15 protein-coding genes are annotated in these 21453 nt (G+C 51.6%); 6 read left to right on the top strand and 9 right to left on the bottom strand.

What is annotated here, in order from left to right:
* Nucleotides 1–14: 14 nt before the first annotated feature.
* The 4 genes from JI741_RS22950 to cysS form a co-directional block, all read right to left on the bottom strand.
* A complete protein-coding gene (locus JI741_RS22950) occupies nt 15–1016 on the bottom strand; it encodes a FecR family protein (RefSeq protein ID WP_202013761.1) in 1002 nt (333 codons plus the stop codon).
* A gap of 613 nt (nt 1017–1629) precedes the next feature.
* A complete protein-coding gene (locus JI741_RS22945) occupies nt 1630–2232 on the bottom strand; it encodes an RNA polymerase sigma-70 factor (protein WP_202013760.1) in 603 nt (200 codons plus the stop codon).
* Between the two features lie 237 nt (nt 2233–2469).
* The gene (gene yidD / locus JI741_RS22940; protein WP_202013759.1) at nt 2470–2709 is read right to left on the bottom strand and encodes a membrane protein insertion efficiency factor YidD; all 240 of its coding nucleotides are present in this window, start codon (nt 2707–2709) and stop codon (nt 2470–2472) included.
* A 36-nt stretch (nt 2710–2745) separates the two neighbouring features.
* Nucleotides 2746–4248, bottom strand: coding sequence for a cysteine--tRNA ligase (cysS, locus tag JI741_RS22935; RefSeq protein ID WP_202013758.1), 1503 nt, complete (start codon nt 4246–4248; stop codon nt 2746–2748).
* A gap of 317 nt (nt 4249–4565) precedes the next feature.
* Between cysS and JI741_RS22930 the strand changes: the two genes are divergently transcribed.
* The 3 genes from JI741_RS22930 to JI741_RS22920 all read left to right on the top strand — a co-directional run bounded on the left by JI741_RS22930 (nt 4566) and on the right by JI741_RS22920 (nt 13320).
* Nucleotides 4566–7847 (top strand): SusC/RagA family TonB-linked outer membrane protein, encoded by a 3282-nt coding sequence (locus JI741_RS22930; protein WP_202013757.1) that lies wholly within the window; start codon nt 4566–4568, stop codon nt 7845–7847.
* Nucleotides 7848–7865: 18 nt separating this feature from the next.
* Nucleotides 7866–9689 (top strand): RagB/SusD family nutrient uptake outer membrane protein, encoded by a 1824-nt coding sequence (locus JI741_RS22925; protein ID WP_202013756.1) that lies wholly within the window; start codon nt 7866–7868, stop codon nt 9687–9689.
* 67 nt (nt 9690–9756) lie between these two features.
* Nucleotides 9757–13320, top strand: a complete 3564-nt coding sequence (locus tag JI741_RS22920; protein WP_202013755.1) for a VCBS repeat-containing protein — start codon at nt 9757–9759, stop codon at nt 13318–13320.
* 83 nt (nt 13321–13403) lie between these two features.
* On the opposite strand, the gene JI741_RS22915 is transcribed toward JI741_RS22920, so the two are convergent.
* The 3 genes from JI741_RS22915 to JI741_RS22905 form a co-directional block, all read right to left on the bottom strand.
* Nucleotides 13404–14438 (bottom strand): DUF72 domain-containing protein, encoded by a 1035-nt coding sequence (locus tag JI741_RS22915; protein ID WP_202013754.1) that lies wholly within the window; start codon nt 14436–14438, stop codon nt 13404–13406.
* 279 nt (nt 14439–14717) lie between these two features.
* A complete protein-coding gene (locus JI741_RS22910) occupies nt 14718–15002 on the bottom strand; it encodes a winged helix-turn-helix domain-containing protein (protein ID WP_202013753.1) in 285 nt (94 codons plus the stop codon).
* Nucleotides 15003–15005: 3 nt separating this feature from the next.
* Nucleotides 15006–15581, bottom strand: coding sequence for a hypothetical protein (locus JI741_RS22905; RefSeq protein ID WP_202013752.1), 576 nt, complete (start codon nt 15579–15581; stop codon nt 15006–15008).
* 250 nt (nt 15582–15831) lie between these two features.
* Here JI741_RS22905 and JI741_RS22900 point away from each other — a divergent pair, with 250 nt between their 5' ends.
* The 3 genes from JI741_RS22900 to JI741_RS22890 all read left to right on the top strand — a co-directional run bounded on the left by JI741_RS22900 (nt 15832) and on the right by JI741_RS22890 (nt 18691).
* Nucleotides 15832–17490, top strand: a complete 1659-nt coding sequence (locus JI741_RS22900) for an amidohydrolase (RefSeq protein ID WP_202013751.1) — start codon at nt 15832–15834, stop codon at nt 17488–17490.
* A gap of 60 nt (nt 17491–17550) precedes the next feature.
* Complete coding sequence (locus JI741_RS22895; protein ID WP_202013750.1) at nt 17551–18135, top strand: riboflavin synthase; 585 nt, start codon at nt 17551–17553, stop codon at nt 18133–18135.
* Between the two features lie 61 nt (nt 18136–18196).
* Complete coding sequence (locus JI741_RS22890) at nt 18197–18691, top strand: DUF937 domain-containing protein (RefSeq protein ID WP_202013749.1); 495 nt, start codon at nt 18197–18199, stop codon at nt 18689–18691.
* A gap of 36 nt (nt 18692–18727) precedes the next feature.
* Here the strand turns inward: JI741_RS22890 and JI741_RS22885 are convergent, their stop codons facing one another.
* Together JI741_RS22885 and JI741_RS22880 are read right to left on the bottom strand one after the other, a co-directional pair.
* Entirely contained in the window at nt 18728–19315 is a 588-nt protein-coding gene (locus JI741_RS22885; protein ID WP_202013748.1) for a phosphatase PAP2 family protein, read from the bottom strand.
* A gap of 4 nt (nt 19316–19319) precedes the next feature.
* Nucleotides 19320–21218 carry a sensor histidine kinase gene (locus JI741_RS22880; RefSeq protein ID WP_202013747.1) on the bottom strand — a complete coding sequence of 633 codons (1899 nt, stop codon included), beginning with the start codon at nt 21216–21218 and terminating at the stop codon, nt 19320–19322.
* Nucleotides 21219–21453: the final 235 nt, after the last annotated feature.

The following is a 21453-nucleotide window of genomic DNA, read 5'->3' as shown; positions in this document are numbered from 1 at the left end:
TTGAAAATTTTTACTTACTCATATATTATAATCTGATTTTTTTCCTTTCTGTATTTGATCTGCGACGACAAGCGGATAAGTTCCATCACTTCGTCGATCGACTCATGTTCGATGGTCATGGTGAGGTGTTCGCGTTGCGCCAGCGACGGATCAATCACGATATCGATGGTGTAGCGATTCTCCAGTTTCATCACAATCTCCGAGAGCGGCACGTTGTCGAAGATGAGACGCTCTTCTTTCCAGGCGCTGTAGTCGGTAGGATCAACTTTGTCGACCACCACTTTTTTCAGGTCTGCGTTCACCGTGATCTGATCGCCGGGCTTCATGTAGTAGAGCTCTGCAGCGCCTTCCACTTTCAATTCAACCTTGCCTTCTTCCAGCGTGGTCTTCACATCGGGATCGTCGGCATAGGCGCGCACGTTGAACTTTGTTCCCTTCACATAGATGGAAATGGTTTTGGTGCTCACAATAAAATCTTTCGAGCTCTTCTCCACATCAAAGAAAGCTTCGCCACGCAGCACCACCTTGCGATGGGTCACACCAAAGTCGGCGTCATACTCCAGTGCGCTGTTGGTGTTTAGCCACACCGTGCTGCCATCGGGAAGGTCAACGCGCGTGGTCAGACTCTTGGAGTTATAGACCATGGCACCCCGGTTGCGTGTGGTGGTGGTCCAGAACTGACGAATAACATAGCTGGTCACCAGCAACAACGTGATGGCAGCGGCCACTTTAAAGAGCGTATGCCGTGGTGAGGGAGGGGAGAGGAACCGTTGCTTGGCATCGTCCTCTTCGTGGATGCGATGGTCGAGGGTTTTCCAGGCCGCGTCAATTTTTTCGGGATTAAACCGGCCCAGCGTAACCGAGGCTTGAAACGTTTCGTTGATCTCATCAAAATAGTTCCGGTGCAGCTCATCTTCCCGAAGCCACGCTTGTAACGCGGCAATCTCTTCGTCGTTAGTCTCGCGCTGAAGAAACTTGATGATGAGTGCTTTTATCTCCTGTGGGGTCTGATCCATAAATTCATTTTATCTCCCTATACATAATCACTACAGGCTTGTCCTGTTTTACCCTGACAACGTTTTCGGAATATTTCTAAAATACTTTTGGCGATTGCGCAGCCCATCATGATAGGGCGTCATGATGGTTGTGATGACAGCACGCAACGGTTGTGTTGACAGTCATAATGAATCTTGTAGTAACATCTTTGTTGACACGCAGACTTGCGCGCGATGAAGCGTGCAAAAAAAATAAGATTAATCAATTCATGGAGAAGACCTTGACAGAAACATCGATGAATAACATTGTTACACGTTGCCTTGACTTATAGTACATTCGACTACTATGTGGCGTGCAGCATCACAAAGCAGATGCAATGATGTTGGCTCGGAGACTAAAAGAGCATAAAGTACTTTTGACTATGAATTGAGGTTGTTACTGAGCGTGTGTGAGGCTTATGTGCGTTAGTATAAAGCGACGGACCTCTCTTATATACTATATAGAGATGAAGAAGAAAATGAAGGAGGCTGCAAGCGTGGTATTCGATCGATGTTGCAAACAACGTTAGCGGTTCCGTGCATTGGTGTTGACACAACAATCAGATTTCCCCGGAAGGTGGGGGTGTGGTCAGAATTAATTTTGATTGAGATAGGCGATGATAATGAGCGTGAGGTAGTCTTTCAACTCCACGCGGATACGCGAAAGGGCGCGCACCATCTGTGTTTCCACCGTTTTAATGGAGATGTTGAGGCGTTCTGCAATTTCGTGATACTTCAGGCCTTCGAAGCGGCTTAGTTCAAAAATGCGGCGGCACTCGGGTGGAAGATGTTCGAGGGCGCGGTGAAAATCTTTTTCCAGCTCTTCGGCCACAAACGACTCGTGCGCACTGAAATCGGAGCCCGATGATTTATAGACATACTGCAGCAGCGACGCATATTGGTCGTGCACCTTCTGATGTTCCATCGAATTGAAACAGGTGTGTTTCACCGACGTGAACAAATAGCCGCTCACCGATTGTTTGTCGTCCAGCTGTTCGCGGTTTTTCCAGATGCGGTAAAACACCTCCTGCACAATCTCTTCCGATTCGTCGATGTTGTTGAGAAACTTGTTGGCATAAGCGCATAGCCGTGGATACAGCCGCCTGAACAAAAGCTCAAGGCTGTGCGAGTCTCCTCTCTTGAGACCCTTGATGAGGTTGCTATTTTCGAGTTCCGTTTTCAGTTGACGTTTCCGCAATCGTTGAAAAGATAGGCAACAACATTCACAAAATAAAACAATCGTCGGTTCAATACATCACAAGGCGTTGTTCGGCCCGTTCGCATAATGCGCGTTTGCTACGTAGTCGGTGTGTTAGGAAGATCAAAAGTTAACCTGAAAACTGCGGTCGTAGACCGTCGAAGGACTGTCGTAAGATCATCGGAAGACCGTCGTAAGACGGCGCGCGGATTTATCCCATCAAAAAGGGGAGAAGGGCTAGTGATTGTGATCGTGATGTGGCTTGCGCGGCACGGGGTCATAGCCGTGTGTTCCCCACGGATGACAACGCGAAATGCGCTTCGTGCCAAGCCAGATGCCTTTGATGACACCCCATTCGCGAATGGCTTCGATGGCATATTGCGAACACGACGGCGTGTGCCGGCAGTGCGTGCCCAGCAAGGGGGAGATGGCCAGCTGATAGAAGCGTATGGGCAGGATTAATAGTTTTTTCAACATATATAGGTAATGTCGCTTCCTGCCCGCGAAAATTGTTTAATCGATCGTATAACTCATCTCGCCTTCCTTGCCGTCCATCAATTGCACGCCCATGCGTTTCAGGTCGTCGCGAATTTTGTCAGACAAAGGGAAGTTCCGGTCCTGGCGTGCTTTCTTTCGCAGATCGATGAGCACACCAATCACGTTGTTCAGCAATTCCTGGTTGTGTTCTTCTTCTTCGCGCAGGCCCAGCACGTCTTCCATGAAGCCGATGTAGGCTGCTTTGAATTGTTCGAACGTGTCGGCGTCAACAGTTTGCAGCGACACGTTGCCCGACTTGAAGTCGTTTATGCGCGACGCCATTTCGAACAGCACGGCAAGGGTGCGGGCCGAGTTGAAGTCATCGCTCATGTTGGTGTAGAGATCGTCGATAAGCTTCAGCAACGTTTCGGTCAGCGCATTGTCTGCATTGGCCTTGCCGGGATGTTGAAGTTTTTTGACGATGCCGAGCGCGTTCGAAAGTTTTTTGAATCCTTTCTCGGCAGCCCCCAGGGCTTCGTTCGAAAAGTCAAGTGTGCTGGAGTAGTGCGACTGGAGCATGAAGAAGCGCACAGGCATGGCGCCATAGCCCCGATCGAGCAGCGGATGGTTGCCATCAAACAATTGCTGTGGCAGGAATGAGTTGCCCAGCGACTTGCTCATTTTTTGGCCGTTCACGGTCAGCATATTGGCATGTATCCAATAATTCACCGGGCTCTTGCCGTTGGCACCCACAGCTTGTGCGATCTCGCATTCGTGATGGGGAAATTTCAGGTCCATGCCGCCACCGTGAATGTCGAACGTGTCGCCGAGGTATTTTGTGCTCATCACGGTGCACTCAATGTGCCATCCGGGAAATCCTTCGCCCCACGGCGAGGGCCAGCGCATGATGTGGTAGGGCGACGCTTTTTTCCACAACGCAAAGTCTACTTTGTTACGCTTTTCATCCTGGCTGTCGAGTTTGCGGCCGCTTTCCATCAGGTCTTCCAGCACACGGCCGGAGAGGATGCCATAGTTATGCTCTGTATTATACTTGGTCACGTCAAAATAGACCGAGCCGTTCACTTCATAGGCAAAGCCATTCTCCAGCAAACGCTTCACGATCTCGATCTGCTCCACGATGTGGCCGGTGGCCGAGGGTTCGATGCTGGGCGGCAGAATGTTGAACTGACGCATCACGTGGTGGAACCCTTCGGTGTAGCGCTTCACGATCTCCATGGGCTCCAGCTGTTCGGCACGGGCCTTTTTGGCGATTTTGTCTTCCCCTTCGTCGGCGTCGTTCACCAAATGTCCCACATCGGTGATGTTGCGAACATACCGGACTTTATAGCCCAGGTGGCGCAAATAGCGCGTAATCAGGTCGAACATCATGAACGTGCGGGCATTCCCCAGGTGCACGTCGCTATATACGGTGGGACCGCACACGTAGAGGCCTACATGGCCCGGCACGATGGTTTCAAGGCGTTCTTTTTTCCCCGAAAGGGAGTTGGTGAGGTGGACAGGGTGTTTTTCGTAAAGCATGATGACTAAAAATCGGCCCAAAATAACACTATTAACGGACTTTGGGTCCAAAGACGGCAATGGAGCGAAGAATAACAAAAGGGGCTTCCGGCGTGAAAAGACCGGGAACGTTATCGCTGTGTGCGCTAACAACGTCACCGTTACCGATACCGTAATCGATTGTGTAAACGTTTGCGGAAAAAAAATATGATGTATTTCAATCGATGCCGGACCAAAATATCTACATTCGAAGAATGCATAGACCAAATATTGTTAGGAATAGGCGGGATATGCAGAATTTCTATCAACCAAATTAATTTTTAACCCAAACTATTTTTATGAAAAAACTCTACAAGAGGGTGAGTTTGTCATTGGCAGCAATGCTAATGCTACTAGCCTCAGTAGCCCTGGCACAAGAAAGGGTTGTGACAGGAACTGTGGCTGATGAGTCCGGGAATACCATGCCCGGTGTAAACGTTATCCTGAAAGGGACCGCCAAAGGAACGGTGACCGATGCTGATGGAAAATTCAGCCTCCCGGTGCCGGGCGACAATGCGGTATTGCTGATTACGTTTGTGGGCTACGGAACCACCGAGGTTCAGGTAGGCACGCAAACCAGTATTGAAGTGAACATGCAGCCCGATCTCACGTCGCTGGATGAAGTGGTGGTTACCGGTTATTCGATCGACAAACGTCGCGAATTGACAGGTTCGGTTTCGACCGTTAAAACCAAAGACCTTACGGTGAGCCCCACGGGTAACGTGGAGCAGCTGTTGCAAGGTCGCGTGGCCGGCGTAACGGTTATCACAAACGGTCAGCCCGGCACAACCAGCCAGATCCGTGTGAGAGGTTTTGGTGGTTTCAAAAACAACCAACCCCTCTACGTTGTTGACGGAGTGCCTACTGACGACGTGTCGTTCCTTAACCCCGACGACATTGAAACAACAACCGTATTGAAAGACGCAGCGTCGGCTTCCATCTACGGAGCACGTGCTGCCAGCGGTGTGATTGTATACACCACCAAGAAAGGCAAGAAGGGACAAAAGCTTAACGTGACCTACGACAACATGTTTGGTTACTCGCTTCCCGGCAAAGGTCTCAGCATGATGAATCCCCAGGATTTTGCTGACTGGACCTGGAATGCCATCAAGAACACCGAAAATGCAAACGCAGCCGCGGCCAACAGAGCCCCGAACTACGCACAAGCCATTGCAGATTTCAAGCACCCCCAATTCGGAACTGGCCTCACGCCCGTTATTCCGGACTATATCAACGTGGGTGGAACATCTGGCGTAGTGGGCGCTGTGAACCTCGATGCTGAGTTTCAAAAATACAACGTCGATCCCCGTAACGGCTCTATCTACCAGGTAGTGGCCGCCAACAAATCGGGAACCGACTGGTACAAAGAAATTACAGGCCCTGCGCCCGTGTTCCGTCAAACGCTTGGCGTGGCCGGCGGTGGCGACACACACCGTTTCTATATCGGTTTGAGCCAGCAAAGCCAGGAAGGTATCCTGAAAAACAACAGCTTCAAACGTTATGCGGTTCGCGCCAACTCCGAATTCGATGTGCTTCCGAATTTGCGCTTTGGTGAAAACCTTCAGTTCACCCTGTTGCAACGTCTCGGTCTGTCGGGCGGTGATGGCGGTCGCGGTATCGCAGCCGATGAGAACGACATCCTGAGCGCTTTCCGTATGCCTTCTATCATTCCTGTCTATGACGTGTTCGGCGGTTATGCCGGAACAGCAGCCAAAGGCTTCAACAACCCCAGAAACCCCGTGGCAGCACGCGATGGCCAAGGCCAGAACTCAGGCTTCCAACCCGGTGGTTTTGGTAACATCTATTTGGAATTGGATGTGGTTCCCGGCCTGACGTTGCGCACCAGCATCGGCGGTAGCTACAGCAATTACTTCTATCGCAACTTCACACGCTGGCAATACGAGAACTCCGAAAACAACTCGGCGTTCGGCTACCAGCAAGGACAAGGCTATACCTATAGCTACACCTTCACCAACACCGCCAGCTACAAGAAAACCTTTGGCGATCACGGCGTAGAAGTTCTCCTCGGCCAGGAAGCCCTCAACATCGGCAACAGCGACGATGAAACACAAAACGGTTTGAACCCTTTTGTGTGGGATCCTGACTACATCAACATCACCGCCACCAACTCGCGTCAGGCAAATGGCGCATTTGTTTCGGGTGTTCGTTTTGCATCGTTGTTCGGATCGGTTAAATATTCATTCAAAGAAAAATACATCCTGAGTGGTGTGGTTCGTCGCGACGGTTCTTCCGTGTTCTCGGCAAACAATCGCTACGGTGTGTTTCCCGCAGTGTCTGCCGCATGGCGCATTTCGGCTGAGCCCTTCATGCAATCCATGTCTTTCATCAGCGACTTGAAAATTCGCGGAGGCTGGGGTGTTATGGGTAACTCGAAATCACTCGACCCCAACAACTCCAACACACTCTTCTATGGAACGGTGGGTAACTCTGGATACGACATTGGCGGCACAAACAGCAGTGCCAACGTTGGTTTCTATCGCACCCGCATCGGTAACCAGGACACGAAATGGGAAGAAAACGTTACGACCAACATTGGTATCGACGGTCAGTTCTTCGGTGGCAAACTGGATGTGATCATCGACTTCTGGAAGAAAGACACAAAAGGTTTGTTGTATGAAAAACCTATCGTGGCATCGGTTGGAACAGGTGCACAAGTGCCTTCGGTGAACGCCGCCCGCATGTTGAACCGCGGTATCGATATCTTCCTGGGTAACAAAGGAACCATCGCTACCGGTCTCGGCTACGAAGTGGCCTTCTCGGGAAGCTTCCTGCACAACGAGATCTCTTCGATCGGTGACGGTGAAACCTACCTCACGACAGTGAACCCTGGCTTCCGTGGCATCAACCCCATCCGGAACCAGCTCGGTCAATCCATCTCTGCTTTCTATGGCTACAAAGTTGTTGGCTTGTTTCACAACGCCGAAGAAGTATCTGCTGCTCCTACACAATCGGGTGCCGCTCCCGGCCGCTTCCGTTATGCTGACCTCAGCGGTCCCAACGGTGTGCCCGATGGCGTGATTGACGACAAAGACAGAACATTCCTGGGAAGCCCTGTGCCGAAATTCACAGGTGGTTTCAACTTCACCTTGCGCTATAGCAACTTCGACCTGGCCGTTTACCTCTACGCTTCTTTGGGTAACAAGATCTTCAACCAGTCGCGCTGGTTCACAGACTTCTATCCTTCATTCCAGGGTGCTGCCATCAGCAACCGCGTGAAAGACAGCTGGACACCGACCAACACCGAAGGTTCTATCCCCGTGTTTGAAAGCGCATCCAACTTCAGCACAAACACACAGTCAAACTCTTTCTATGTAGAGAACGGTTCTTACCTGCGTATGCAAAACATCACGCTGGGCTACACCGTGCCACAGGCTGTGTTGGATCGTCTGAAAATGACCAAGCTTCGCTTCTACATTTCGGCCAACAACTTGTTCACCATCACAGGCTACAGTGGTCTTGACCCTGCCGTGGGTGGTGCTGCCGATACCAACTTTGGTATTGACGTAGGAAACTACCCTGTAACAAAAGGTTTCACCGGTGGTTTGAACATCGCTTTTTAATGATAAGACATGAGAACTATGAAAAATATATCTAGACTAAAAGCAACAGGAACGATACTATTGATGTTCCTCCTGCTCTACGCGTGTAAGGACAGCTTCCTGGACGTGACGCCGAAAGGTGCCGCCAACCAGACACAGCTGGCAAACATTCAGGGAGCAGAAGCTTCATTGATAGCAGTCTATAGCCAGGTGAACGGCCGCGCCAATCGCATGGCCAGCCCATCAAACTGGGTGTGGGGAAGTATTCGCGGTGGTGAGCACAACAAAGGCACCGACCCTGGCGACTTCAGCGACATCAACCCGATTCAGCGTTTTGAATACCAGGCAACACAAGGCGTGATCTCCGACAAATACAACGGTTTGTATGAAGGCGTTGCCCGCGCAAACAACGTGTTGAGAGTATTGCCCACGGTAGATGAACCAACAGACGACATCAAAAAACGTAAGCTGGCCATCGAAGCGCAAACTAAATTCCTGAGAGCGCACTTCTATTTCGAATTGAAGAGAACCTTCAACAACACACCTTATGTAGACGAAACATTCGACTATCAAAAGGGTATCGACAAGGTGAAGAACGATGTTGACCTCTGGCCCAAGATTGAAGCCGACATGCAATTTGCATACACCAACCTCCCCGAAACACAGTCGGAAGTGGGTCGTGTAAACAAATGGGCCGCCGCCGCATACCTGGCCAAGATCTACATGTATCAGCACAAATACGCCGAAGCAAAAGCATTGTATGACGATCTTATTCCCAATGGAAAAACATCCAACGGAAAAGCGTTTGCTCTGCAAGCCAAGTTCAGCGACGTATACCGCGCCTCGAACGACAACAACTCGGAGTCAATCTGGGCCTATCAGGCCGCTGCCAACACCGGCAGCGTGAACAACGCCAACCCTGAGTTTGACCTTAACTGGCCATACAACACCGGTGCTGACGGTCCTGGTAACTGCTGTAGCTTCTTCCAGCCTACGTTCGAAATGGGTAACTCCTTCCGTACGAAAGATGGCTTGCCGTTGAAAAACGGAGAATACAACCTGCCTGCAAACGAGCTGAAGACCGACATGAACGTTGACTCGAAAGCAGCCTTCACCACCGATCCTGGTCCTGTTGATCCACGCCTCGACCACTCTATCGGCCGTCGCTATGTTCAATACCTGGATTGGAAACCGTTCCCCGGTAAAGCCTGGATTCGTAACCAACCCAACGCTGGCCCTTACTCGCCCAAGAAGTATATCTACTACAAGGCCGACAAAGGAAGCTTGCAGGACAACAGCTCATGGACACCCGGCTACACCGCGATCAACTTCACCGTGATCCGTTTCGCCGACGTGTTGCTCATGGCCGCTGAAGCCGAAATTGAAGTAGGTTCGCTTACCAAAGCAAAAGACTACATCAACCAGGTGCGCGCACGTGCTGCAAACCCCGACGATTTCGTGAAGGGTGTGGTGACTGGTTTCCAGAAAACCAAAGACAACACCGACGACTACGAGAAGCCTATCATGGACTACACACAAGATGCAACCTTGTATGAGATCGAACTTTACGATGACTTTGCCGACAAAGCAGAAGCGCGTGAAGCCGTTCGTTTCGAGCGCAAGCTTGAATTGTCGGGCGAAGGCCACCGCTTCTATGATCTGGTGCGCTGGACAACCGGCGACACCCCGGATTATGTGAACCAGGTGATCACGGCGTACCTTACCTACGAAGCCCCTAAACTTCCTTCGGGAGCGTTCACGGGAGCGAAGTTCGATAAGGGCAAAGACGAATTGCTGCCTATTCCCCAGGCGCAGATCGATATTGCAACCCCTTCGATCCTGAAGCAAAACCCTGGATTTTAATCCATACTAAACATCAGATTTTAAGTAAGGCCAATGTAAATTGGCCTTACTTTTTTATTGTGCTTTTATGACAAACAGATCTTTACGAGGTACGACTCTCTTTGTGTTCGCCGGCTTGCTCATGATGCTGGGCTGTGCAAAGAAAACGGACACCCTTTTTCAACTGAAATCTGCCGACGACACCGGCATTGCGTTCGAGAACACGGTGGAGGAGTCGGACAGTTTTAACATGTTTACCTATGAATACATCTACAACGGCGGCGGTGTGGGCGTGGCCGACTTCAACAACGACGGCCTGCAGGATGTGTTCTTCACGGGCAACCAAGTGCCCAATCGCCTCTACCTGAACCAGGGCGATTTCAAATTCAAAGACATTACCGAACAGGCCAACGTGAACGTGAAGGGCAAGTGGAACGAAGGCGTGGCCGTGGTCGACATCAACAACGATGGCTGGATGGATATGTATGTTTGCGCCACTACCAATCCCATTCCCGAAATGCGCACGAACATGTTGTTTGTTAACCAGGGTCTGAATGCGGAGGGCGTGCCCACATTTAAAGACATGGCGGCCGACTATAAAATTGACTACAACGGTCACAGCGTGATGGCCGCCTTCTTCGACTACGATCGCGATGGTGACCTCGACCTGTATGTGCTGGTGAACGAGAAGATCAACAACATGCCCACCAACTATCGCTTCAAAATTACCGACGGCTCATCACCCAACAATGACCGCCTCTTCCGCAACGAAGGCAACGGCACGTTTAGTGATGTGACGCTGGAATCGGGCATTACCTATGAAGGCTTTGGCCTGGGCCTGGCCATTGCCGATGTGAACAAAGACGGCTGGCCCGACATCTATGTGTCGAACGACTATTTGTCGAACGACATTCTGTACATCAATCAGGGCAACGGAAAATTTGTCAATGAAACGACGGCACTCATTGGCCACAGCAGTCAGTTCTCCATGGGCAACGACGCGGCCGATGTGAACAACGACGGTCTGCCCGACATCATCACCGTGGACATGCTTCCCGAAACCAACGACCGGAAGAAAACCACCATCGGAAATAAAAGCTACCAGAATTATATCAACAACGAACATTTCAAATATGAATACCAGTATGTGCGAAACATGCTGCAGATAAATAACGGCGCGGATAAAAATATCAAGTTCAGTGAAGTGGGTCAACTGTCGGGCATTCACCAGACGGAGTGGAGCTGGTCGCCGTTGTTTGCCGACTTCGATAACGATGGCAACAAAGACCTCATCATCACCAATGGTTTTCCCAAAGACATCACCGACAAAGATTTTGCAAACTACCGCGCCGATGTAGGCAACGTGGCGAGCCACCGCCAATTGATCGATTCCATTCCGATTGTCAGAATTCCCAACTACGGCTTCCGGAACAACGGCGACCTCACGTTCACCGACGTGACCAAGACGTGGGGACTTGACCAACCGTCGTTCTCTAACGGCGCCGCCTTTGCCGACTTCGACAACGACGGCGACCTTGACTACATCGTGAACAGCATCAACGGTAAAGCCCTGGTGTATGAAAATTCACTGAACCCCGACAAACCGAAGGAAGGAAAAGCAAAGACAAATTACCTGCGCTTCAAATTGAAAGGACCGGAGAAAAACATTCACGGCATCGGCACAAAAATCACGTTGCACTATGGCGGCGGAAAAATTCAATACGGTGAACAATCGGTATACCGCGGTTTTTTGTCGTCGGTAGAAGAGACTTCGCACTTTGGTTTAGACTCTGTTGCCGTGGTGGATTCGGTTGAGGTAAATTGGCCCGATGGCTCGACACAATGGCTCAAGGATGTGAAGGCCAATCAGGTGTTGACAGTTGAGTACGTTAAAGGACAACCCGTGCCTGCGCCAACGCAACCCGTTCGTGTCACGGGCGCACTGGTGCACAATAGCGCAAAACGATTGGGCATAACCTTCCGTCATGAAGAGGAAGACTTTATTGATTTTAATTTACAGCGCACGCTGCCGCATAAATTTTCTCAAGCCGGTCCGGGGCTGAGTGTGGGCGATGTTAATGGTGATGGCCTCGAAGACTTTGTTGTGGGCGGATCCACTCACAACGGCGTGAGCGTCTACCTGCAAAAAACCAACGGCACGTTTGCCTTGTCTGGAAAACCGGAGAAGAATCAATTCAAGCTCGAAGAAGACGAAGGCCTCTTGCTCTTCGATGCGGACGGTGATGGTGATCTGGATTTGTATATCGTGAGCGGAAGCCTGGAAGGGCAGCCCGACGAAAATCCCTATCAGGACAGACTTTACACCAACAACGGCAAAGGAAGTTTTGCGCTAAACACGGTGGCGCTTCCCGAAACAAACGCGAGCGGTTCGTGCGTGCGGGCAACCGATTTTGACAACGATGGCGACCTCGATCTTTTTGTGGGCGGACGAATTGTGCCAAGTCAATATCCCAAACCTGCGCAGAGCTATGTGTTGCTAAACGAAGGCGGCAAATTTACCGATGCCACAAAAACAATTTGCGATACATTATCAGCCGCAGGCATGATCACCGACGCGCTGTGGACGGACTTCAACAACGACGGCAACCCCGACCTGATGGTGGTGGGAGAGTTTATGCCCCTGACGTTCTACAAAGGCGATGGCAAGACGCTGACGAAAGTAGACAACACAGGCGTGCAACAATTTAGTGGCTGGTGGAACAGCATCACCGCAGGCGACTTCGACAAAGATGGCGACACCGACTATGTGGTGGGCAACCTCGGCCTGAACAACGCCTTCCAGGTGACGAAAGAAACTCCGTTGAAACTCTATGCCAAGGATTTCGACGGCAACGGAAGCACTGACCCCGTGATGGCCTGCTACATGCGCGAGTCCATGACGGCCGACACCAAGAAATTGTATCCCGTGCATTTCTGGGATGAGTTGAACTCGCAGAGCCCGAAATTCAGAAACAAATATTCGCGCTACAAACAATACAGCAAAGCCACCATCGACCAGGTGCTCTCACCCGAAGATCTGAAAGACGCCATGGTGCTGGAAGCAAACTACCTGCAGTCGGCCTATGTGGAAAACAAGGGCAACGGCACGTTTGCGCTTCATGCATTGGCCACACCCGCGCAGGTGGCCCCTGTGCTGGGTATGGTGACCGACGATGTGAATGGCGACGGCAACCTGGATGTGCTCATGGTGGGCAACGACTATGGCAACGAAGTGTTTATTGGCCGCTACGACGCGTTTACCGGCGCCATCCTGGTGGGCGATGGCAAGGGAGCCTTCCGCTATGTGGCATCCGCGCAAAGCGGATTCTACACCCCGGGCGATGCCAAGGCGTTGGTGAAACTGTATGGTGCCAAAAACGAACCGATTTTCATGGCGTCGCAGAACCGCGATAGCCTTGCCGTGTTCAGCCCCGTGTCGTCCAAGCCAATCCAGGTGTTTGCTCCCGCGGTCAATGATAGCTGGGCAGAGCTGGTCTATGCTGACGGCAGGAAACAACGCGTGGAATTTTATTTTGGTGTGGGCTATCTGTCGCAGTCGTCGCGGCGGTTGGTGGTGCCGGCCGATGTGAAAGAGGTAGTGGTCTACGATCGCGCCGGCAAATCAAGAAAGGTTTCTGTGAAAGGAGTTTAGTCTATGTGTGTGCGAAGCGCACGCTGAAAAACAAAAGCCATTCATCGTTCGGTGAATGGCTTTTGTTTTAGGGGGGATAGTTATCATTCCGAAGCTTTTTTCGGAGGTGATTTTTTTGTTGGTGTTTTTTTCGGGGCCGCGGCTTTTGCGGCCGTTGTTTTTTTAGCCGGTGCGGCTTTCTTTTTCACGGGCAGGGCGCCGAACAATCCTTCTTCCTGTTCTTCGGCGGGGACAAACACGGGCTCGGGGATGTGCGTACCACAGTGTTTGTTGAGCTGCTGAATGAGATACTTGCTTAGTTCGGGTGAGTGAATTTCTTCGTGCTGGTGCATAAAGAAATAGATTTTGTCGATGCCCGTTTCCATCCACACTTTCATGCGTTGCACCCAGGCGTCGATACGGGTGTAGTCGGTAGGGTGGAGGCCGTTGCCCACAAAGCGGATGAAGGCTTCGGGTGTGGTGAGGTGCATGTGCACACAGTCGCGGCGGCCCGAGGCGTCGGTAATGATGGCGCCGGCCTTGGTGCGTTCCATCATGTCGAACACGTTCTTGTTGGCTTCGGCGTTGCTAAACCATTCGGGGTGGCGCAATTCCAGAAACAGGTCGACGTCTTTGGGCAGGCCTTGGATGAACGCCTCCATGGTCTCTAGTGTTTTGGGACCCATGCCGGGGTGGGGCATGAGGAAGATGGGGCCAAGCTTGTTTTTGAAACCGCTGATGCCTTCAAGAAACTGGTCGGTTTTTTCGCGCACGTCTTTCAGGCGTTTGATGTGCGTGATCTGGTCGGTGAACTTGGGGCAGAATTTGAAATCGTCGCCCACCTTTGCGGCCCACCCGCTGGTTTGCGCCTGCGTGGGCATGCGATAGAATGTGGCGTTCAGCTCGATGCAGTTGAAGTGTTTGGAATAGTGATTGAGGAAGTCGGCTTCCTTTGTTTTCTTCGGATAGATTTTGCCCACCCAATCTTTGCGACCCCATTTGGCGCACCCCACAAAGATTTGCGGCGTGTGGCCCAGCGCTTTGTTTTTTGTCAGGATGGCTTGTGTGCCCGGGGCGTCGGGCGGAAGCGTGAAGTCAACCTGGCCGATGTCGTTGTTCTCTACTTTTCCAAATTCCATAGGGAATAAAGATACGAAACCTGGCAAACGTAGACGATCAAATCAGCCGAAAAGCGTAACCGTTTTTCAGGAAAAAATAATGACGTATTCCGTGGGGTTTGTCGGCGGGCTGGCAGATATTCAGATTGCCGTATAGTTTTCGTGAGGCCATCATCCACATGGATAGGGATGACCACCTTATGAAAAACAGTGCTCGTCAATGTCAAATCGTTCCGGCATAGCCATGCCTGTAGCCATACCGATAGTCCGACGCATATGAGACGCGTTATGCTATTTTGCTTATTTCTGAATATACTGTTTCAGGGCGGTCACATATTCTTCAAAAGCTTTGATTCCTTTTTTGGTGACCTTGCAGGTGGTGAGGGGCTTTTTTCCTTTGAAAGTTTTCTCAACAGAAATATAACCGGCCTCCGAAAGTTTGTCGAGTTGCACGCTCAGATTTCCCGCGGTGCTGTTCGTTTTTTCGCGGATGAAGGTGAAATCGGCCGACTCCACACTGAGGAGCAGCGACATCACCGCCAGCCGGAGCTGCGCGTGCAACAGGGGATCCAGATCTTTGAACATTGTTTAGTCTTCTTTTTTACTCCTCAACAAAACGCCCGGCACAATGAAGCCCGCGGTCACAGCAGCGGCGCCGATGAGGAATTGCCACGGGCCGCCCACGGCAAAGCAAGCAATTCCGGCAACCCAAAACAAAATGCCCCCGACAATCAGGGGTCTGAATCGGATGATGATGCCCGAGAGCAGGGTTGGGATGGCGCTGACGAGCAGGATGACCGGGTTAAGCTGATAGTTGATCAGTTTGCCAAACGCCATCAGGGTGAAGGTGATGACCCCAAACGTGACCCACATCCAGATGCTGACGCGGTCGAGGTGCGTCATGACGCGCTCCCGTTTGCTTTGCCGGTAGCCGATATAGAAACTTGCCAACCACGCCGGAAACGCAGCCGTCCACGCAATGTACGGATAAGGATAGTCGACCATGATCAGGGCAAACATACCCAGGTTCGCCAGCGCAATCACAACCCCCCAGAGCAGAAAGTAGATGCTGTTGCTCTTCAAATTGCCCTTTGTGTTCAAGATCATTTCGGTGATGATGGCCAGGCTTTGCTGGGTGGTGAGGGTTTCTTCTTCGTGTTTCATATCCTGTAATTTTTTAAGCAATCCACAGAGCACAACCTGCCCCGGCGACGTGAAGTCATTCCGGAAAATTGCAAACGATGGTAGTTTGCCGGAAACGCAGCAGGCGATTGTGCCAGGTCAAATGTATGAATATTATAAACTAGTTTATATTATAAACTAAAATATATTTTTGAGCCGCTTATCACCATTTGATTCAGGGCCTTTCAAAGTTTCTGTAGTTTAAGTCCAACCTAACCTGACTTAAAAACACATGATGAAGAGAATTTTACTAGCACTAGCCATCACCTGCGCCATAGTGGTGGCGCAGGCGCAAACCACGGGCGTGAGCGACGAGCGCCTGGCCAAGCTGAAGGCAGAGGTTGTTGCCGAAGTGGAAAAGCAATACACCCTCGCGCAACAAATCAACGACATGTTGTTCAGTTTTTCAGAGTTGGGGTTTCAGGAATATGAAACCCTGACCTACCTCACACAGCTGTTGGAGAAAAACGGATTCAAGGTTCAGAAGGGGGTGGCCAATGTGCCCACCGCGTGGATCGCGACGTGGGGAAGCGGCAAGCCCGTGATCGCGCTGGGTTCGGATGTGGATTGTATTCCCAAGGCGTCGCAAAAACCGGGTGTGGCCTATGCCGACCCCGTTGTGACGGGCGCACCCGGCCATGGCGAAGGCCACAACTCCGGACAGGCGCTGAACATTGTGACGGCCCTGGTGATGAAGAAAATTATGGAGCGCGAAAAAATTCCCGGCACCCTCATGCTCTGGCCTGGGGTGGCCGAAGAACTGGTGGGCACAAAAGCGTTCTATGTGCGCGAAGGTTATTTTAAAGATGTGGATGCCTGCATCTTCACACACGTGGGCAGCAACCTGTCGGTGAGTTATGGCGACGCCGGCAACAACGGCCTGGTGTCGGTGAAGTTCAGCTTCGAAGGACAGGCTGCACACGCGGCCGCAGCACCGTGGCGTGGCCGCAGCGCGCTCGACGCTGTGGAGCTGATGAACATCGGCTGGAATTTTCGTCGCGAACACCTGGAGCTCACGCAACGGTCGCACTATGTCATTTCCGACGGTGGCGATCAACCCAACGTGGTGCCCTCGAAAGCATCGGTGTGGTACTACTTCCGCGAGCGTACCTACCCCGACATTAAAAAACTTTTTGACCTGGGTGTGAAGATGGCCGACGGCGCCGCGCTGATGACCGATACCAAATATACCTACGAGATTCTTGGCTCGGCCTGGCCCGGACATTTCAACAAGCCTATGGCCGAGGCCATGTATAGCAACATCAAAAAAGTGGGCTTGCCGGCGTGGAGTGCCGAAGATCAGCTGCTGGCCCAGGCCACGCAAATTGAAATGAAAAGCAAGGAGACCAAAGGCCTTGATGTGAAGCTCGACACCATTGTGCAACCCAGCGACACCAAACCGATCATGATGGGCGGACGCCAGTTGATCGCCATGGGCGGTGGCTCCGACGACATCGCCGACATATCGTGGTCGCTGCCTACCATCGTGCTCCGGTATCCATCAAACATCCCAAACCTGCCGGGTCACCATTGGTCAAACGCCATCTCCATGGCCACGCCCATCGCTCACAAGGGCATCATTGCCGGTGCCAAAGCCGAAGCCATGACGTTGCTGGATTTGTTCCTGAAACCCGAGCTGGTGAAAGCATCGTGGGACTATTATAAAAACGAGCAGACAAAAGAAATCCAATACATGCCCCTGGTGGGCCCGAAAGACGTTCCGGCCACATACCTTAACAAAGATGTCATGGTGCGCTTCAAACCGCAGTTGCAGAAGTACTACTATAATCCTGCGAAGTATAAAACCTATCTGGAGCAACTGGGCATAACCTATCCCACGTTGCGCGACGACCAGAAGAAGGCCATCGAAGAAAAGAAAGCGAAAGGTTGAGGTGAGAAAATAGCGGTTTCACAGGGCTTCTTTTTATTTTTGCACGCTAAGCAGAAAGCTATGTTCACAGGAATAATCGAAACCATGGGGGAAGTAACGAAGCGCGAGCAGGAGGGAGCTAACACGCACTTCAAAATTGCCAGCACGCTCAGTCACGAGCTTAAGGTAGACCAGAGTGTGTCGCACAACGGTGTGTGTCTCACGGTGGTGGGTGTGGAGGATGGCGCCTATTGGGTAACGGCCATTCATGAGACGCTCCAGAAATCGAACCTGGGAAGCCTGCAGGCCGGCGACAAGGTGAACCTTGAACGCTGCATGCTCAACAACGGCCGCTTCGACGGGCACATTGTGCAAGGGCATGTGGACCAAACCGGTGTGGTGAGCGCCATTGCCGAAGACAGCGGAAGCTGGCTGATCGATTTTAGCTACGATGCCGCCCTTGGCAACGTGACGGTGGAAAAAGGTTCGGTAGCCGTGAATGGCGTGAGCCTTACGTGCTTTAACAGCGAAACGGGCCGGTTTAGGGTGGCCATCATTCCCTATACCCACACCCACACCAACTTTCATCAACTGAAAGTCGGCAGCACGGTGAACCTGGAGTTCGACATCATCGGCAAGTATGTGAAGCGTTTGTTAAACAAATGATTTTGCTGGGAGGTGCGGCTTGCTTTTGGTACCTTAATCGAACAACAAACCCTCAAACGCCATGCTTGATCAACTCATCAAACTCGTAGAACAAAATGCCGGCGACGCCATTGTGCGCAACCAGGCTGTTCCTGACAAGTTCAACAATGCGGCCATTCAGGATGTGGCCCAGCAAATTTTCTCGGGCCTGCAAGGCCAGGTGGGTGCCGGAAATTTTCAGCAAATCACGTCCATGTTCAACGGTGGTGCAGGATCACTTTCGAGCAACCCGATGGTGACGCAAATAGTGTCTGGCATCGCAGGCAACTTAGCCTCGAAATTCGGCGTGTCGCCGCAGGCAGCACAAAGCATTGCTGGCAGCCTCATTCCGCAGGTGATGAATCAGTTTGTGAATAAAACCAACGATCCCAACGACAACGACTTCGACTTGCAGAGCATGCTGCAATCGTTCGGAGGAAACAGCGACCTCGGCAGCATACTCGGAAAGGTCACGGGTGGCTCGTCATCGCAGGGTTCTGGCGATCTTGGTGGAATGCTGGGAAAGATTCTGGGATAGTTTCTTACCAAATAGAAAATTTATACGGGCTTTCTTTCACACGGTGGAGGAAGCCCTTCTTTTTTCGTTCCAGGCCAGCAGGGCTTTGGCTACGCGGAAACCTGTCCATCCGCAGCCTGCACCAATGAGCCAACCCACCGTGATGTCGCCGGGATAGTGAACGCCCAGGTAGATGCGCGTGTAGGTGAGCAAGACGGCCCAGAGAAACAGCCACACAATCCAGGGTTTGGTTGAGCGCAGCAGCAACGTGAAAAACGTGGCTGTGCCCATGGTGTTGGCGGCGTGGCTTGAAGCAAATCCATAAAGACCGCCGAGGTATCCATCCACCAGGTGAACAAGCCCTTTCAGCGTGGGCTCCTGCGAGGGGCGGAGGCGCGCAAAATAGGGCTTCATAAATCCGGAAGTGATTTGATCTGCAAGCACAATAACGAGGGTGATGCCGATCAGTGGAATCCACACATCCTTTTTATACGTGCGGATGAGAATGTAGAGCAAGAAGAGGTACAGCGGCAGCCACACAAATGTTTCCGTAGCAAACAGCACGATAGGATCAAGCCAGGATACATGAAATCCGTTGAGGAAGAGCAGAAGTTTTTTATCCCATTCAATAAGTTGATCGACCATGATATCAGGAGTGTAGCGTAGCGTTTTCGTTTTCTTGTATCATCCACTCAAACGCGTCCTGTGGTGTGGGGAAAGGTTTGAGCGTGATGTTGTAGCGTTGCACGTTGGTCTGAATTTTTTGAATGTAGTCAACAACGTGCGGGTCGTTGGCGTCAGGGCGAATAAACGCGATGCGGCGAAGGCCGTTCTTCGATGCCTCGGGAACAATGTTCTGAAACATCCAGAGTTGATCTTCGGGTGCGATGGGCCCCTGATGAACAATGTCGGACAGCCAGTTTGGGGTGTTGTATACGCGCAGGAATTCCAGCGCTTTCGAAAACACCTGGCGATATTGCTGGCTGGTGACGGGCCCGTTCCAGATCACACCCGTGGAGTTTGCTGTGGCATCGAAAAATATTTTTGCATGCGGCTCGTCCAGCAACATTTGCTGTTTTACGTTTTCGGGCTTGCGCAAATATACAGTGAACTCGGTGAATTTGTTCAGCTCGCTCATCACGTCGATGCGCCCGCCGAGGGCTTCGCATTGCAACTTCACGAGGTAAAGCCCAAGGCCTTTGCCTTCGGTGTGCTGGTGGAAGCGACGGTAGAGCTTGAACATGTTGTCGCGGTGCGAGTTGAGGTCGATGCCCAGGCCGTTGTCGCGCACGCGGATCACAAAGAAGTCGCCTTCGTCGTGGCTGGCTACGCTTACCACCGGTACACGTTCGGGCGACCGGTATTTGATGGCGTTGCTGATGAGGTTGTAGAGTATGCTGTGCACCATGGGCTTCACAGAATAAAGTGTCGGGCACTCTTCCAAGGAGGCTTTCAGCTGGATGTGATGCGACAGTATTTCCTTCTCCAGCGAAGTGAAGATGGTTTGCACTTCGGCACGTAAATCGATTTTCTGCCGGATCTGAAAAATGTCGTGCCGGATGTCGATGATCTGGCTGAGCTCGCGAATGATTTCGTCGAGACGGAAGGTAGAGGACCTGAAGTGCGAAAAAACTTCAGCATCACTTTCGCTGAGGCCTTCGGTGTTCACCAGCTTGAGCAATCCCAACAGGCTGGCCACCGGTCCGCGCAGGTTGTGCGACACCGTATAGGAAAACTGGCGAAGCTCGTTGTTGTGTTTCACCAGTTCGGTGTTGGTCTCCACCAGGTCCATGTTTTTTTTCACCAGCTCCGACTCCAGGTGCAACGTTTTGCTATAGAGCCTGTCGCGTTGATCGTCGATGACACGGTTGGCTTCGATAAGCTTGTCCTGGTTGGCTTGCAGCACTTCGCTTTGCGCATGGATCTCGGCATTCTGTGCTTCAATTTCGGCGTTGCGTTCCAGGAGAAGCACGTTGGCCAGATTGAGGTCTTCGATGAGCTCGGCGTTGATGCGTTCGTTTTTTTCGGAAAGCCATTTCAAAAATCCCAGTGAGCCCACCATGATGAAGTAGGTGAGCAGGATCACGATGTTGGTAAAATAATAATTCATCAGCTTCAGCCGGTCTTCGGGGTAGGGCACACCAAACGCCGCGTGCAACGGATCGTGTGCCATGAGCACGAGCAGGCCGCCCAGCGCGCAGAGGATCAGGCCGGTTCTTTCTTGCAGGGAAAACAACATCCACGGAATCACACAACAGCCCAGCACCACAATGCGGAAGGTGAAATAGTCCAGCTCTTCCTGTTGATCGTAGTAGACCCATTTGGAATAGATCGACAGGGCCATCACCAACACCGGGCTGAGGAAACTGATCCACACACGCGCCAGTGTAGTGAACCCTCTGCTGTTTAGCAGAAGCACCACCAGCGCCATCGCGCCCAGCACAGGAATGAGGTAGGTGACGATGTTGGCACCATACCAGAGGTAGTAGAAAAAAGTGGTGACGAGACTGAGGGTGAAGAGGATGGTGGCGACTGCGTTGGCCAGCATAATGCCACGTTTTTCAGATGAGGTCTTTGCAAAGGCGACGCCCGTATAAATAAGTGTGCGCAAAAAATTCATCTGAGAAATTAATCTTCTTTAGGCTTACTTTGTCAAAGTTAATCAATTAACCAACACGTTTCTGCGTGTGCATTCAAATGAACGGACAAAGAGGTTCGACTGTTTTCGTGTGCAGGCCATCGGCCTCCGATCAGCACCAGCATCAACACGCTTTATCGCCTGA

Source organism: Chryseolinea lacunae, assembly GCF_016735595.1.
Taxonomy (GTDB): Bacteria; Bacteroidota; Bacteroidia; order Cytophagales; family Cyclobacteriaceae; genus Chryseolinea; species Chryseolinea lacunae.
The sequence above is the reverse complement of the archived record's forward strand: the minus strand, read 5'-3'. Positions and strand labels throughout refer to the sequence as shown.

Coding starts and splice junctions, on each gene's coding strand:
- JI741_RS22950 (WP_202013761.1), bottom strand. CDS start 1,016: ATGGATCAGACCCCACAGGAGATAAAAGCACTCATCATCAAGTTTCTT.
- yidD (WP_202013759.1), bottom strand. CDS start 2,709: ATGTTGAAAAAACTATTAATCCTGCCCATACGCTTCTATCAGCTGGCC.
- cysS (WP_202013758.1), bottom strand. CDS start 4,248: ATGCTTTACGAAAAACACCCTGTCCACCTCACCAACTCCCTTTCGGGG.
- JI741_RS22930 (WP_202013757.1), top strand. CDS start 4,566: ATGAAAAAACTCTACAAGAGGGTGAGTTTGTCATTGGCAGCAATGCTA.
- JI741_RS22925 (WP_202013756.1), top strand. CDS start 7,866: ATGAAAAATATATCTAGACTAAAAGCAACAGGAACGATACTATTGATG.
- JI741_RS22920 (WP_202013755.1), top strand. CDS start 9,757: ATGACAAACAGATCTTTACGAGGTACGACTCTCTTTGTGTTCGCCGGC.
- JI741_RS22915 (WP_202013754.1), bottom strand. CDS start 14,438: ATGGAATTTGGAAAAGTAGAGAACAACGACATCGGCCAGGTTGACTTC.
- JI741_RS22910 (WP_202013753.1), bottom strand. CDS start 15,002: ATGTTCAAAGATCTGGATCCCCTGTTGCACGCGCAGCTCCGGCTGGCG.
- JI741_RS22905 (WP_202013752.1), bottom strand. CDS start 15,581: ATGAAACACGAAGAAGAAACCCTCACCACCCAGCAAAGCCTGGCCATC.
- JI741_RS22900 (WP_202013751.1), top strand. CDS start 15,832: ATGATGAAGAGAATTTTACTAGCACTAGCCATCACCTGCGCCATAGTG.
- JI741_RS22895 (WP_202013750.1), top strand. CDS start 17,551: ATGTTCACAGGAATAATCGAAACCATGGGGGAAGTAACGAAGCGCGAG.
- JI741_RS22890 (WP_202013749.1), top strand. CDS start 18,197: ATGCTTGATCAACTCATCAAACTCGTAGAACAAAATGCCGGCGACGCC.
- JI741_RS22885 (WP_202013748.1), bottom strand. CDS start 19,315: ATGGTCGATCAACTTATTGAATGGGATAAAAAACTTCTGCTCTTCCTC.
- JI741_RS22880 (WP_202013747.1), bottom strand. CDS start 21,218: ATGCTGGCCAACGCAGTCGCCACCATCCTCTTCACCCTCAGTCTCGTC.